This is a genomic window from Streptomyces sp. NPDC005202, from assembly GCF_040608235.1.
Lineage (GTDB): Bacteria > Actinomycetota > Actinomycetes > Streptomycetales > Streptomycetaceae > Streptomyces.
Window position 1 is genome coordinate 1 of the sequence record NZ_JBEXHW010000021.1, and the last position, 12,984, is coordinate 12,984.

General features: G+C 71.4%; 9 protein-coding genes and 4 pseudogenes. 7 read left to right on the top strand and 6 right to left on the bottom strand.

Annotated features, from left to right (window positions below):
• The coding region (locus ABZV31_RS25510) for a DUF317 domain-containing protein (protein WP_355898066.1) at nucleotides 1–349 on the top strand (349 nt) is incomplete at its 5' end.
• Nucleotides 350–870: 521 nt separating this feature from the next.
• On the opposite strand, the gene ABZV31_RS25515 is transcribed toward ABZV31_RS25510, so the two are convergent.
• Nucleotides 871–1,653, bottom strand: coding sequence for a hypothetical protein (locus tag ABZV31_RS25515; protein WP_355898069.1), 783 nt, complete (start codon nucleotides 1,651–1,653; stop codon nucleotides 871–873).
• On the opposite strand from ABZV31_RS25515, the gene ABZV31_RS25520 reads away from it, so the two are divergent.
• Both ABZV31_RS25520 and ABZV31_RS25525 read left to right on the top strand, forming a co-directional pair.
• Nucleotides 1,640–2,068, top strand: coding sequence for a hypothetical protein (locus tag ABZV31_RS25520; RefSeq protein ID WP_355898071.1), 429 nt, complete (start codon nucleotides 1,640–1,642; stop codon nucleotides 2,066–2,068). The genes ABZV31_RS25515 and ABZV31_RS25520 overlap by 14 nt on opposite strands.
• 10 nt (nucleotides 2,069–2,078) lie before the next feature.
• Nucleotides 2,079–3,029: an FAD-dependent oxidoreductase gene (locus ABZV31_RS25525; RefSeq protein WP_355898074.1), complete on the top strand. Its 951-nt coding sequence runs from the start codon at nucleotides 2,079–2,081 to the stop codon at nucleotides 3,027–3,029.
• A gap of 185 nt (nucleotides 3,030–3,214) precedes the next feature.
• Here the strand turns inward: ABZV31_RS25525 and ABZV31_RS25530 are convergent.
• Nucleotides 3,215–3,466: pseudogene (locus ABZV31_RS25530) on the bottom strand (mobilization protein); the annotation flags it as partial.
• A 10-nt stretch (nucleotides 3,467–3,476) separates the two neighbouring features.
• On the opposite strand from ABZV31_RS25530, the pseudogene ABZV31_RS25535 reads away from it, so the two are divergent.
• Both ABZV31_RS25535 and ABZV31_RS25540 read left to right on the top strand, forming a co-directional pair.
• Nucleotides 3,477–4,061: pseudogene (locus tag ABZV31_RS25535) on the top strand (MFS transporter); the annotation flags it as partial.
• Nucleotides 4,062–4,439: 378 nt separating this feature from the next.
• Nucleotides 4,440–6,875, top strand: coding sequence for a helicase-associated domain-containing protein (locus ABZV31_RS25540; RefSeq protein ID WP_355898077.1), 2,436 nt, complete (start codon nucleotides 4,440–4,442; stop codon nucleotides 6,873–6,875).
• Between the two features lie 423 nt (nucleotides 6,876–7,298).
• On the opposite strand, the gene ABZV31_RS25545 is transcribed toward ABZV31_RS25540, so the two are convergent.
• The gene (locus ABZV31_RS25545) at nucleotides 7,299–8,261 is read right to left on the bottom strand and encodes a DUF2637 domain-containing protein (protein WP_355898080.1); all 963 of its coding nucleotides are present in this window, start codon (nucleotides 8,259–8,261) and stop codon (nucleotides 7,299–7,301) included.
• A 12-nt stretch (nucleotides 8,262–8,273) separates the two neighbouring features.
• Nucleotides 8,274–8,537, bottom strand: coding sequence for a hypothetical protein (locus tag ABZV31_RS25550; protein ID WP_355898083.1), 264 nt, complete (start codon nucleotides 8,535–8,537; stop codon nucleotides 8,274–8,276).
• Between the two features lie 574 nt (nucleotides 8,538–9,111).
• On the opposite strand from ABZV31_RS25550, the pseudogene ABZV31_RS25555 reads away from it, so the two are divergent.
• A pseudogene (locus tag ABZV31_RS25555) lies at nucleotides 9,112–9,444 on the top strand (DUF72 domain-containing protein); the annotation flags it as partial.
• A gap of 52 nt (nucleotides 9,445–9,496) precedes the next feature.
• On the opposite strand, the gene ABZV31_RS25560 reads toward ABZV31_RS25555, so the two are convergent.
• A complete protein-coding gene (locus ABZV31_RS25560; RefSeq protein WP_355898085.1) occupies nucleotides 9,497–11,455 on the bottom strand; it encodes a copper resistance protein CopC in 1,959 nt (652 codons plus the stop codon).
• A gap of 308 nt (nucleotides 11,456–11,763) precedes the next feature.
• Nucleotides 11,764–11,983: pseudogene (locus ABZV31_RS25565) on the bottom strand (cupin domain-containing protein); the annotation flags it as partial.
• A gap of 200 nt (nucleotides 11,984–12,183) precedes the next feature.
• Between ABZV31_RS25565 and ABZV31_RS25570 the strand changes: the two are divergent.
• Nucleotides 12,184–12,786, top strand: a complete 603-nt coding sequence (locus ABZV31_RS25570; protein ID WP_355898088.1) for an HhH-GPD-type base excision DNA repair protein — start codon at nucleotides 12,184–12,186, stop codon at nucleotides 12,784–12,786.
• The last annotated feature ends 198 nt before the right edge of the window (nucleotides 12,787–12,984 follow it).

Here is a 12,984-nt window from a genome sequence, read left to right on the forward strand (position 1 = left end):
CGGACGGCCACCCGGCGATCACCGCTGCCCGCACTCCAAAAACCACCGGAACCCCGCCCGAGATCGAAGATCAAAATTCACGCGGTGGATCGAGGATCAGTTCTCCGCCAACGATTTCCACCTGGTCGTGGACGACCGCGCGGACGTGCACGTCAATTCGAAGGATGGGCGCTTCTACCTTGGATGGTTCTCGCTCGGGCGGCCTGGCACCGACGGCGAGGGGTGGAAGATCGCTGTCACCGGTACGGCCAAGGTGCGTGGCTACCAGATGTCCTTCGACACCGAGACGCCGGCGGATGTCGTCGCCGCCGCAGGGGCTCGCGTGCTGGAGACCTCCCAGCAGGCGTGACAGCAGACCCTCGAGTTGCAGTCCCTCGGGCGGCTCGTCGTCTACCTGGGCGAAGGCGGGGCGCGAGGACACGCAGCTCACGTGGGGTCCTCAGCGCGGGCGGCTGCCAGCGACGCCTCGGCGACGTAACCGCCGACCGGCATACGGCTGACGCTGGCGGCGCGTGCGAGTTCAGCGAACTCGCTCTCGCTGTAGCGCGGATGGACACGGCGCTCACGCAGACGCTGCTGACGCAGACGGCGACGCGGAGCAGACGGCTGCACAGCGTGCAACGACGACTTGGTCTCGCCCTCTTCCTCGGTCGGTCCCCCCGGGCCGGCCGACTCCGGCGCCCCGCGCCGGATGCCTCCGCCTCCCCCGGGGCGGAGGCCGGATAAGGACTCCTTATCCGACAACTTGCTCCGCCTGGGGCAGGGGTGGTCGGCAGGGATTCCTCGTGGGTGGTGGGGTCTTCGTGGTGCGGGGTGTGCATGGGGCCTTTCGTCTCGGGGCGTGGTTGGGAGCGTTGGTGCTGCCCGGGATCAGCGGGGTTGATCGCCGGCTGTGGCCTTGAGCTGGGCCTTGAATTCGCGGACGATCCGTCCGACGTCGTCGCTGGAGACGGTGTAGCCATTGGCGCGCAGGGCGTTCTCCACCCGGTCGCGTCCGACGCTGCCAGTCTCCTCGTACGTGCGGTGGGTGAAGCTGAGGATGATCTCGTCCGAGGCGCGGCGCTTACGGTCCTCGGGTTTCTTCCGGGCAGCCCGTTTCCGCTCACGCCTGCCCGGAGCGCTGCCCGAGCCGTTGTTTGGGAGCGGCGGGCCGCCCCGGGTTTCTGCCCCTGCGGGCAGCCCTGCCACCGGGCGGGCAAGCTGCGGGCGGGCAGCCGGAGGCACCTCGTCGTCGCCCGAATCTGATGGACACGGGCGGGCAGCGTCCTCTGCCCGCGGCAGTGCCTCCGGGCGGTCGGAGCGCGGGCGGCTGTGCCCGGATTCACGGGCTGTGTACGAGGCCGGGACCTCCCAGCGTGGCGGCAGCGTGATGGACGCGAGGCCGACGGCCTGCTTGCGGGTGGCGAGCTTGCGCAGCAGCAGCTCGTCCTGGACGGGATCGCCGTCGACGTCGGCCCGCTCCAGGGCCTGGTGCAGGCGTTCTGCCAGGCGTCGTCGCCGCCACTTGCCGCGCTTGTCGGTCATCGCCTCGGCGTGAAGGATCAGGGCGACGGCTTCGCTCAGCGCGCGGTCGGACTCGGCGTAGGCGGGCAGGATCTGGATCGCAAGCCGGGACGGCCGCCAAGAAGAGCCCCGCTGGATGTACTTCCTCACCGACAACCACCTGGATTGCCAGGCCGGTTATGGCCTCATCCAGATGGGTCGTGAGCAACAGAAGGCCGACAGCGGGAAGAAGAGCCGTCGCTTCCTCGCCGAGGGGACCGATATGCTCAGGTCTGGGTCGTACGACGTCCCGCGCGGCGACCCAAGCCAGCGCAGGGCCATGTTCGAGGGAGCCTGGCTGCCCCTGGGGCACAGCGCCTGGGGAGACCTGGAGGCGGCCTGCGAGATCGGCCAGATCGCTGCCGACCGCCTCGATGTCGTGCGCTCGCCTCGCAGCGCGGCGCTGCTCCACCAGCTTGCCGCAGACCTCCGTCGCCGACAGCGCAACCCTCATGTGCGCGGCTTCCTGCCGGTCCTGGAGGACGCCCTCGCCCAGCACGCCCCGTTGACGCCACCCGGCGGTTAGGGTCAGGGTCATGACCGCAGGGGAGCGCGTTGTCGTTGTCGGAGCTGGGGTGGCTGGGCTCACCACCGCCGTCGTTCTCGCCGAGGCCGGGTCTTCGGTGCACGTGATCGCCGAGCAGGTGCCTGGTGGCACGTCGCTGGCGGCCGGGGCGATGTGGGGCCCGTACCTGGTCGAGCCGAAGGACAAGGTCGGCCAGTGGGGACAACGGTCCCTGGAGATCTTCCGGGAGCTGGCCGAGGACCCGGCGACGGGCGTCCGGCTGACCAGCGGCATCGAGGCGTCCCGCACGGCCGAGGCCGCGCCGGACTGGGCCACGACTCTGCCCGGTTTCCGGCCGTGCGAGCCGGCCGAACTCCCGACCGGGTTCACCGCGGGCTACCGGTTCACCGTGCCGCTGATCGACATGCCCACCTATCTGGACTACCTCCTGCGCCGGCTGCGCGATGCCGGAGGAGCGGTCGAGCGGCGACGGCTGGCCTCGCTCGCGGATGCCGGTCCGGCTTCGGTGATCGTCAACTGCGCGGGCCTCGGCGCACGCGACCTGGTCCCGGATCCTGACCTCCGGCCCATCCGCGGCCAGCACGTCGTCGTCACCAACCCCGGGCTGACCGAGTTCTTCTCCGAGGACACTGGCCTTTCGCCGGACCTGCTGTGCTTCTACCCCCACGGCGACACCGTCGTCCTGGGCGGCACAGCGATCGACGGCGAGGGCGACCTCGTCCCCGACGACAAGGCGGCGGCCGGCATCCTCGCCCGCTGCGCCGAGGTCGAACCCCGTCTCGCCCAGGTCCGCGTGCTGGAGCACCGGATCGGCGCTCGACCGACCCGCGCCACGGTCCGTGTGGAGGAGGACCTGTGGGAGGACGACACCGTGGTCGTGCACAACTACGGGCACGGGGCCGCCGGCGTCACGCTGTCGGGGTGCGCCGAGGAAGCTCGGGACCTGCTTTCGGCCAAATGACCTGAGACTCCTGGGAGCGTGGTGGCTGGGGCCGCGCGCACGCCGTTTCTCGGGGTACGACAACGATGTCTCGCGCTCTGTATCCCAGTTCGCCGGGGGCAGACAGCAAAGATCCACGAATGACTGGCCAACGCGCCGTTTTGCCCAACCGGCGATCGTCAGCTATGTTCCGCCCGCTTCTCCGGTCAGCGACGACGGCTGGAGTCGTTCACTGCGCTGGGGGCCGGGTGTGTGGTGGGCGGCGGGGACGAAGTGCGCCGGCTGCCTCGCATGGGTGTGTCGTGGGGGCTTTCGGATAGGGCGGGCAGGTGGGCGCTGCGGCGCAGGCGCCATACGAGGACGTCGCTGATAGAGGTGGCGGTGTCGAGCTCGCGCCGTCGGGTGGCTTCGGTCAGCAGGGCGGCCGGGTCGTGGCCGGCTCTCCGGGCGTCGTCGAGGGGCGCGCGCAACGTGGCCGGTCTGATCGCGTTCCTGACCGAGACGTCGCTTGTCTTCCTGCTGACCCTGTACCTGCAGGAGGTGCTCGGCTTCTCCCCGCTGGCCGCCGGTCTGTCCTTCGGCGTGCTGGGCATCGGAACGGTCGTCGGCGGCTCCGTCGCCCCGAAGGTCATCGGGAAGATCGGCAGCAAGCAGACGCTGATCACCGGTGGAATCCCGCAGACCGTGTTCACGGCCGCCCTGCTCGGCCTCGGAGCCGACAGCTCGTGGATGTGGCTCCTGCTCGTCGCCACCTTCGTCGGCGGGGTCGGCAACATGCTCGTCATCGTCGGTTTCATGGTCACCGCCACCTCCGGGTTGGCCGATCACGAACAGGGCCTGGCCACCGGGCTCGTGACCATGACCCAGCAGATCGGCATCACCATGGGCACGCCGATCATGAGCGCCCTCGCCACCGCCGCGATGACCGGCTCCGGTGCCTCGGCCATCCTCGGCGGTCTGAAGGTCGCGATCGCGGTGAACGCCGCCATCGTGCTCGTCGGCGCCCTCACCAGCGCCCTGTTCCTGCGCAGTGCCCGGTCGAGTGCGCAGTAACTCACGGCGGTACGAGCCCCGCGGCAGGCTGACCGCCCACGGCGAGGCTTCGGCCGAACGTCCCGACGGCCGGCGGCCCGACGAGCCCCACTGGGAGCCGCGGTGGCTCGATGCGGAGACCCACCGGGTGAACAGGCGGCCGACATCGGCTCGGGCCTAAAGAAGGTATGACCCGCGGCGGGGTCGAGGTCGGCCGGCGTCGCCGCGGCGTCTCCCCGAGCGAGCGCGAGCTGCCCTGGCGCCGTACGGCCCTGCACCGCGCCCGAGCAGCGTTCAAAACCCTTTCGGGTGACCGGTTCGGCCTTGTCGGTGCGCCATCCTTGAGTCTTGTGCGGTCCCTGTCCCCCTCCCGGAACCAACGTGTCCTTCGATAGCGAGGTGTCCCCCATCAGTAAGCCCAGCGGATCAACACTGGCAGCCTGGCTGCGCGGTCTCGACACCCCGAGGCTGGAGCGGGTCCTCGCAGTGCGGACGGATGCCGTGTCCCCTCCGGAGCCACGGTCGGTCGGCGAGCTGGCGGACCGCCTTCAGCGTCCGGGGGCGGTGGCACTGGTACTGCCCCGGCTCGCGCTGCCACACCTGCAGGTGGCCGAGGCGCTCGCGGCGCTGACGCCCACCGCGCGCGACGCCTTGGCGGAACTGCTGGGCGCGGTGGACGGGGAGCGCGCCCGCGGGCTGGACGCGGCGCTTCAGGCACTGGCCGACCACGCGCTGGTCTGGCCGGACAAGGAGGGGCTGCTGCGCATGGTGGCGCCGTTGCGGCAGGCGTGGGATGCGCCGCTGGGGCTGGATGCGCCGCTGGTTCGGATGCTGGAGGGCACAACCTCCGACGAACTGCGCCGCATGCTGGGGTCGTTGGGGATCAAGCCCGGTGGTACCAAGCAGCAGCGGCTGGCGGCCCTGGTGGAACACCACAGCAACCCGGAACGGATCGCCGCACTGGTGGCACAGGCTCCCGCGGCCACCCGCAAGCTGCTCGAGCGCCGGGCGAGTACCGCGCCGGAGCGACCACAGTTCATCGTGTTCGGGACTCCGGGGATCGACTCGGAGCCGGGTTCGCGATGGGCGCTGGAGCGGGGACTGCTGGTCCAGGATCGTCGAGGGTACGGAACGGCTCGCATGCCGGCCGAGGTGGCGCTCGCACTGCGCGGGCCCGGCTGGCGCGCTCCGTTCGAGCCCGCCCCGCCCGACGTGCGTACCGTGTCCGTCACCCTGGCCGAGGTGGAACGGGAGGCGACGGCCGCGGCCATGGCGTTCGCCGCTCATGCCGCCTCGGTCCTCGCAGCGTGCGCCGCCTCACCGCCGGCCCGGCTGAAGACCGGCGGGATCGGAGCACGTGAACTCTCCCGGGTCGGCAAAGCGGCGCGATGCGACGACGTCGTGGTGCGTATCACCCTCGAAACGGCGTACGCGGCCGGGCTGTTGGCCCGGGACGGTGACAGGGTCACGGCGACGGAAGGCTACGACGCCTGGGTGGAACGGGAACCGGCCGAACAGCTCACGGTGCTTCTCCAGGCGTGGCGGACGCTGCGGCTCACCCCCGGCCAGACCCGCGACGAGGACGGCAAGTCCCTGCCCGCGCTCGCCGGAACACCCCCCTGCGGCGGCTGCCTGCAGGCACGGGAAGGTCTCCTCACCGCCGCGGCGCGGCTCCCGAAGGGGCAGGGCGTACAGAACCCCGCGGACCTGGGGCCGCTCGTCGCCTGGCACCGTCCGCTCGCCGACCGGCTGCCCCAGGACGCCACGCCGTTCGCCACCGTGATCCGCGAGGCGGAGCTGCTCGGCGTCCTCGCCCGCGGTGCCCTGTCGCCCATCGGGGGCGCCCTGCTGGTCGAGGACGCCGAGGCACTGGCCACCGCCTGCCGACGGCTGCTTCCCGCGGCTACGGAGACCGCCCGCTTCGGCGCCGACCTCACGGCCGTCGTCACCGGCACGCCGTCCGCCCGCCTCACCACGCTGCTCGATACGGTCGCCGACCGCGAAACCGGCGGCACGGCATCAGTGTGGCGATTCAGCCCCGGCACCGTCCGCCGAGCCCTGGACGCCGGCCGCACCCCCGACGCCGTCGAAGCCGACCTGGCGGCCGTCGCCGTCGATCCCCTCCCCCAGCCGCTGTCGTACCTGATCCACGACACCGCACGCAGACACGGCCGGGTGCGCATCGCACCCGCAGCCTGCGTGCTCCACGGCGAAGAGCCCGCCCTCCTGGCCGAGCTGGCCGCCCACCGCAAGCTCAGCGAACTCGGCCTGCGGCACCTGGCGCCGACGGTGCTGGTGAGCCGGACCCCGCTCGACGAGACCGTCGCCGCGCTCCGGGCCGCGGGCTATGCCCCAGTCGCCGAGACCGCCGACGGGACGGTACGCATCGAGCGAACCCAGCGCCGCCGCGCCGCCGCCCCGATCCCGGCCCCGCGCCGGTCCGGCGGAACCTCGCGCCGCCGGAAGACCGACGGCCGCGCGGAGGAGGCTCCGGCGAAGGCCGACCTGCGCGCGCTGGCGATCCGACTGAAGACCGCCCCACCAGCCACCCCGCAACCCGACCCGTACAACGGGGTCCCCTTCGACAGCGACACCGAGGAGATCATCGCCGGGTACGCACGTCAGCTGTCCCTCACCGACGTCCGCCAGCTGGCCCATGCCGTCAACGAAGGCCAGGCGGTCACCATCGAATACGTCGCCGCCTCGGGCAACCACACCGTACGCACCCTCAGCGAGCTCGCTCTCGGCCCGCCCTATCTGTACGCCTGGTGCCACCTGCGAAACGACGAACGCGTCTTCACCCTCTCCCGCATTCACGGCGTCATGCCCGCATAGCCCACCGTCACAGATGCTCACACCCCTGCGGTGCACCAGCATTCCGCCCCGGCGTGGTCTCACTTCTGATCTCATTCACCCCTGTCCAGCACCCCTGTCCAGCACCGTCCGCCACCCACCCGACAGCCCGCTCCGCCCCAGGTCAAAACACCCACGTCCCGCCCCGAACCCCCGGGCGAAGACTTGGAAAGCGTGTTGGGGCAACCCTTCACGAGTTCGAATCTCGTATCCTCCGCAGCCGCCCAGCAGGGCAGACGCAAGGCCCCGACCGTTCGCCGGTCGGGGCCTTCGTCGTGTGCGGGCGGCTCTTCGTGTGCGGGCGGCTCCTCGGGCAGGCTCCGGGCCGCTGTGTGACGAGCGTCGCCGCTGTGTGACGAGCGTCACGGGGGCGGCACTCGCCGGGGCCGGCCGGTCACCGGCCGGTCACCACTGACTGCGCAACCGCGGGGCGTCCGCGTCCTGCGGTTGGCGCTGCCTCTGCGGCTGGCGCTGCTGCTGCGGCTGCGGCTGTAGCTGCTGCTGGTGCGTGTCCGGGGTGGGAGCGATCTTGTCCGGGGTCGTGTGCGCCGGGTCCTCCGTGGGCGGGTCGGGCTGCGGGGCGCGCGGCAGTCGGTGACGGGGCGCCGTTCGCCGGGGTGGGCGGGTCAGGGTGATCTGGCGCACGAGTTGCTGGAAACACGCCAGGGACGCGAGGCCCGGCAGGGAGGCTGCCGCGATGTCGATGACCGTTTTGGGCGCCTGGACGACGCATAAAAGCATCGCGATGGACGAAAAGAGCAGCACCACGCACCAGGAGTGGACGGCGCGGCGCTGATGCAGTGCGGCCCGCAGGACGGACAGCGACGCCACCAGCCAAGGCCCGTACACCAGCAGGGGCCACCATGAAGCGACGTCGGCCTGCATGCGGGACGCGGCCACGATGCGCAGGGGATCGTAGGCAACCATTCCGCCGAAAAAACTCACCGCGGAGGCGATGACCGCGGCCAGCGCGGCAATGACGTGGCTGGTGGCCCGCAGGCCGCTCAACCGCTTGCGTTCACGGACCTTGCGATGGCCTCGCGAGACCTCCTTCAGAGGCGGCAGTTCCGCCGTGATTTCCTGCAGATTCGCCAGGGGCGTGCCGGGCGCGGGCACGGTGACCGGCACCTCGTCCCGGGCCACGGGAATCCTCGGCCGGTGCTCCTCCATGGCGTCCTGGAGCATGAAGGCCAATTCCTCGGCCGGGTCCCAGGCCGAGTCCGGCGGCACCAAGGGCGCCGAGAAGACCTCGGTCGGAGCCCGGTGCCGGCCGGTGCCGGCCTCGTTTGCCCTGCCCGGGTAATCGGCTGCCCTGTCCGGGTAATCGGCGGAGTGTCCTGGGCGGTGGTCGATTCGTTCGTCATACATGCCGCGACCCGGCTATTCCGCTCCCGCCAGTGCGGACCGGCCTTCCGAGCCGACCCAGCGCCGGGCGAGATCGGCTTCCAGCGCGCTCATTGCGTCCAGGAAATCCCGTAGCAGGGGCTCGGTCACCTTCAGTGCGACCGGGAGTCCGCCTCTGGTCAGGGTGCCGTTGCCGGCGGCCGTCGAGTGCACCGGGGCGGGAATGTAGGTATAGGGGCCCAGCGCCACCGCGCGTCCGGCAGGCGTCTCCTCGCGCTCCTGGCCCACGAGCAGGCGCAAGTACCCTTCCCTGGTTGCCTTAGTCATATCCCGACTAACGCCGCCCCACTTCGGCGGATGCGCGGCAAACGGGTGAAGGAATTCCCTGATAAGCCCTATATGCGCTCGGATGTATCGTCCGCCTGGCCGACGAGATGGGTGCCCGCGAGGGGGAGCGCCCTTCGGCGCCGGCCGAGAACTCGTCAGGGATCGAGTCGCCCTGGAGGGGCGGGTGTTGCGCTGCAGTACGTCAACCACACAAGGGCGCCGACGCAGTCCCGCGACATCGGCGCGTCACATTCTGCACTGATAAGGAGGTACGGGAGTGGACCCCATGGTACAGGCGGAGGCACACACGATCAGCGTCCAAACGGTGACATTCCACATGACTTTCTCCGTGGGCCCGGTGGCCGTACACCCAGATTTTCACCACTGGTACTGAGAGGGATTATTTGTTCGCGACACCGGCATAACGCATCGGAATATGTTCGGTTACGGAAGGGGAACGAAATTCCCCGGGTGGCCCAAAGTGATGACTTGCGTTACATCCCACATACGTGCGCTACCAGGCGCCACGTACGGGTAACCGCTCGCCATGGGCGAGATCCTGGTCGGTGCGTGTTCGTGGACGGACCCGATGCTGGTGCGCAGCGGGTGGTATCCGGTGGGATCACGGGATCCCGAGGGGCGATTGCGGTACTACGCCACGCGGTTACCGATCGTCGAGGTCGATGCGAGTTACTACGCCCTTCCCAGTGAGCTGAACAGCCGGCTGTGGGTCGAGCGGACCCAGGACGGGTTCGTCTTCGATGTGAAGCCCTTCTCGCTGCTCACCGGGCACCCGGCGCGGAGAAGTGCACTGCCGGAGGCAATGCCGGGGGAACCGCGGGATCCGGGCGTGCTCGACGAGGTGTGGGCGCGGTTCGCCGGTGCCACCCATCACCCGCGTCAACAACCCCGCGGGTCACTACAGCTAGCCGCTAGCGCAGGATCTGGACCTTCCTCGACTCGCTCACCTGGTCCAGCTCCGACACCCTCACCGTCGCCTTCATGGTCCAGGTGCCGGGGATCGGGAGGTTGAGGCTGTCGGTGCCCCAGTAACCGCCCTTGTCGGTGAGCCTGGCGTCGATCGGGCCGATCTTCTGGGCGGGCAGGGACAAGGACAGGCGGAGTTCGGGGACGGTGGCGAGGCCGCCGTCGGGGCCGAAGACCACGGCCTCCACCGCGTTGTCGCCGACGCGGCCCGGCTCCAGGGTGATCTGTACCTTGCCGTGGCCGCCCGCGGTGCCGACGTCGAACGGGATCGTCGTGACGGAGGCGGTCGGGCCTCCGCCCGCGGGCGCCGCCTGGGCCGCCTCGGCGGCCGCACGGCCCGGCAGCGTTCCGGTCAGCACCGTCGTGATCACCAACACCGCGATGCCGACGGCGACTTCGGCCAGCACCGAGCGGCGCAGACCGCGACGGTAGGCGTCCGGCGCCGGGGAGGACGCGGGTACGCCGGCCTCGGACAGCGCCGGGCCACCGGCCCGCTCCGAAACCCGTTCACGATCCTCAGACTCCGGGGCCCGTGCGTGAAGCGCTGACTTCGGGGCCCGTGAGCGAAGCGCTGACTCCGGGACCCGTTCGCGAACCGCTGGTCCCGGGACCCGCTCCAATGCCGCCGACTTCGGAGTCTGTTCCCGGGGTTCCCCTACGGCCGTCTCCGCGTCCGCCGTCGCCAGCCGCACCGTCCAGCTCCGCGAACGGCTCGCGGCCGCCAGCAGCAGCGCCACCGCCGCCAGCTTGACGAGCAGGAGCCGGCCGTACGTCGTGCCGGTGAGCGTGGTCCAGGAGCCGAGGCCGCGCCAGGACTGGTAGATGCCGGTGACCACCAGAACGGTGACAGCGGCGAAGGCGACGCGGGAGAAGCGGGCGACTGTCGCGGTCAGACCGTGGCCGCCGGTCGAGGCCGACGCCCTCGTACCGTCCTCCGGGGTGTCCGGCCCCGGCTCGCCTGTCGTCGTCCGGTGCAGTGTCGTGAGCAGGGCCGTCAGGCCGCCCAGCCAGACCGCCATCGCCAGCAGGTGCAGGACCGAGGAGGCCATCGCCACCGGTACCTGGATGCCGGCCGACGCGTGCTCGGCCGCGGCCCACGTCAGCGCCAGGGCGAGGGCCAGGGCTGCGCCCGTCGCGAGAGTCGGGCGCGTCGGCCGCTCCCCCTCCCGGCGCCGGGACAGCCGTACGAGGAAGACGGCGGCCGGCAGGAGCAGGGCCAGGCGGACCAGCAGGGCCAGGCCCGGGCGGCTGGTCAGGGTGCGGCCCAGGGCCGAGGGGTCGAAGGCCGACGCGGGGCCCGTGCCCGTCTCGTACGGGGCCCGCAGCACCAGCAGGACGACCGTGGATGCCAGCAGCGCCCACCAGCCCGCCACCAGGGGCCTGCGCAACGGGCCGGGATCCGGCGGACGGCAGACCAGAGCGAAGGCCGCCGTGCCGATGAGCAGGGCCGCGGCGGCGTACCCGGCATAGCGGGCGAGGTCGTAGAGGCTGCCGGTGGCGGGGTCCTCGACCGGGCCCGTGTCGACCGTGGCCGTCGTCGCGGAGGGTTTGCCGACGGAGAAGGTGAAGGCGCCGGAGACCGGGTGGCTGTCCGCCGACACCACCCGCCAGGCCACGGTGAACGTGCCCTGGCCCAGCTTGGCCGGCAGCGTCACCCGTGCCGTGTCCGAGCGGCCCGGCGCGTGCTGAGCCTCACCCGTGTGCACGCGCCGGCCATCGGGGTCGAACAGGCGGAAGGAGTCGTCGAGCAGGCCGACGGACTCGGTGAAGGTCAGCATGACCGTGCGGGGGGCCGATTTGAGGACGGTTCCGTCGGCGGGGTCGGTGGTGCGGAGGGCGGCGTGGGCCGATGCGGGACCGGCGCCGCCGAGGAGGAGCAGGAGCAGCATGGAGCCCAGCAGCACCAGCCCAGGAAGTCGTCGCCTCCCTCGCCGTCCGCAGCGCGGACCGCCGTCACACCCTTCATTCCGCCGTCGGGCCACGTCACTTCTCCGTCTTGGGACTTGCCGGCTTCCGGATACGTACGGACGAAGGCTGCGCATCACTCATCCCCTACGGACCAAGTGCTTGCGGTTCGTTCGCCTTCGCGGTGAGGTCGGCCCGCACGGCAGCCCGCAGGTCGGCCCGCACGGCAGCCTGCCCCTGAAGCGGACTCATGCGGCCTCCGGGCCGGGTGACTTCACGGACGCCACAGTCCCACGATCCGCGCCGGTTTCAGCGGGTCGCCGAGGTAGAAGTGCCGGACCTCCTCCGCGGGCGGGCGGTGCAGCGCGGCGAAGTCGTCCGGCTCGGCGGTCGGCAGGGCGACGATCGCCGGGCCCTCCGGGCGCCCGTCCGGCCGACCGGGCCCCGCCCAGGTGCGCCGGAACCGCCCGCCCTCGCGGGGAGATCGGCGCCGGCCCGTAGTGCGCGACCAGGTCGTCAGGAGTCACCCGGGAAGGCTACCTTCCCGGCCAGGAAGGCCCGTTGGGCACGCTGCCCGGGCGTGCAGGTCGGGGAGAGTCGGCTTCAGGTCGGTACACGTCGGGAGGCCGGCTTCCGGCAGGACGACGACGGCTGCGGCTCGACGCCCTGCCCGGCGAAGCGGGCGTGCCCGGCTGCGGTCCGGGCCGTGCGGGGCGATCATCGGGACATGGACGTCACTCTTCACCTCGCCCAGGACCCCGATGCCGACGCGCTCCTCGGCCGCAGTCCGCTCGCCCTGCTGGTCGGGATGCTGCTGGACCAGCAGATCCCGATGGAGTGGGCGTTCAACGGGCCGGCGACGATCGCCAGGCGCATGGGCACCGACGGCCTGGACGCGCACGAGATCGTGGCGTTCGAGCCGGAGACCTTCGCCAGGCTCCTGGCGGACAAGCCGGCCGTGCACCGCTACCCGGGGTCGATGGCCAAGCGGATCCAGCAGCTGTGCCAATACCTCGTGGAGCACTACGACGGCGACGCCGAGGCCATCTGGCGGGACGTGGACAGCGGACAGGAACTGCTGAACCGGCTCGAGGAGCTGCCCGGCTTCGGCAAGCAGAAGGCGCAGATCTTCCTCGCCCTGCTCGGCAAGCAGCTCGGCGTGCGCCCCAAGGGGTGGCGGGAGGCCGCGGGGCCCTACGGCGAGCCGAAGTCCTTCCGGTCCGTCGCCGACATCACCGGGCCCGAGTCGCTGGCCAAGGTGCGGGCGCACAAACAGGAGATGAAGGCTGCGGCCAAGGCGGCCAGGGCGGCGAAGTCCTCCGGGAGGTGACCGGGGCGGCGCAGCCTGCCCCGACGCCCCTGACACAGGCAGGCTCCCCCGACTTCCCTGACACAGGAAGGCTGCCCCGGCGCCCCTGAGGCAGGCAGGCTGCCCCGACTTCCCTGACACAGGAAGGCTGCCCCGGCGCTCCTGAGGCAGGCAGGCTGCCCCGGCGCCCCTGAGGCAGGCAGGCTCCCCCGACTTCCC